Origin of the sequence: Rickettsia sp. TH2014, assembly GCF_019249195.1 — a bacterium.
Taxonomy (GTDB): domain Bacteria; phylum Pseudomonadota; class Alphaproteobacteria; order Rickettsiales; family Rickettsiaceae; genus Rickettsia; species Rickettsia felis.
Genome location: NZ_MXAX01000105.1, coordinates 1 through 935, shown reverse-complemented (window position 1 = coordinate 935; position 935 = coordinate 1). Strand labels below are relative to the sequence as shown.

The window sequence follows — 935 nt, the reverse complement described above, 5'->3', positions numbered from 1 at the left end:
GTAGTAGAAGTGTTCTCGTAAGAGCGCACTTCAACATTTTGTTTGTACAAAATGTCATGCGCTCAATGTGTAGTAAAATAACTGCTTAACTGATAAATAAGATTAATTTAAAAATTAAAATGGCTTCCTACCACTTTCATAATTCATCAATACAAAGGAGCAAGGGACAAAATGCTGTTGCGAAAGCTGCATATATTTCTGCCAGTAAATTAGTGTATAGAACTACCTGCCACGAGAGTGGTGAAGAGATTAGTATTACTTATGATTTTACAAAAAAACATGGGGTAGTATATAGCAAGATATTTGTTCCTGAAGGCTTTGAAGACGTTGCATGGTTACAAGATAGAGAGCAATTATGGAATGCGGCAGAAGCAAGAGAAAAAAGAGAGGATTCTATAACAGGAGTAGAAATTGAATTCTCATTACCCAAGGAAGTAAGTAAAGAACAAAATATTAAGTTAGTAAAAGCATATGTACAAAAAAATGTAGTATCACGAGGCATAGTTTGTGATGTAAATATACATTATGATAATCCGGAGAATCCGCATGTACATATACAGTATTTAAGCAGAAACTTAAAACGTTTAGAGAATGGTGAAGTAGTATTTGATAAAAAGGATCGAGAGCTGACAAGCAGTAATAAATTTCTTGTTAATTTAAGACATCAATGCGAGGTAGAAATTAACAAAGTATATGAGGCAGCAGGGTTACCATTTAGAGTAACCGCCAAGTCGTTTAAGGAGCTTGGATTAGATCAAGAGCCAACGCATCATAAAGGTCCTGCTCATTATATGAATGCTACTGAGCTTGAGGCAAAGAATAAAGAGATCATAGCTGAGAATGCTTCGAAGATCTATGAGAATCCTGAAATAGTATTTGGTCGCATTTCATATACAAAGCCAGTATTTACTAAAGAAGATATAGCTATAGCATTA

Annotated in this window: 1 protein-coding gene; it reads left to right on the top strand. The window is 34.3% G+C overall.

Annotation, left to right across the window (positions count from 1 at the left end; all coding sequences use genetic code 11):
- Positions 1 to 119: 119 nt before the first annotated feature.
- Positions 120 to 935: MobA/MobL family protein (locus KYQ89_RS01890; RefSeq protein ID WP_218460169.1), on the top strand; the 816-nt coding region annotated here is incomplete at its 3' end.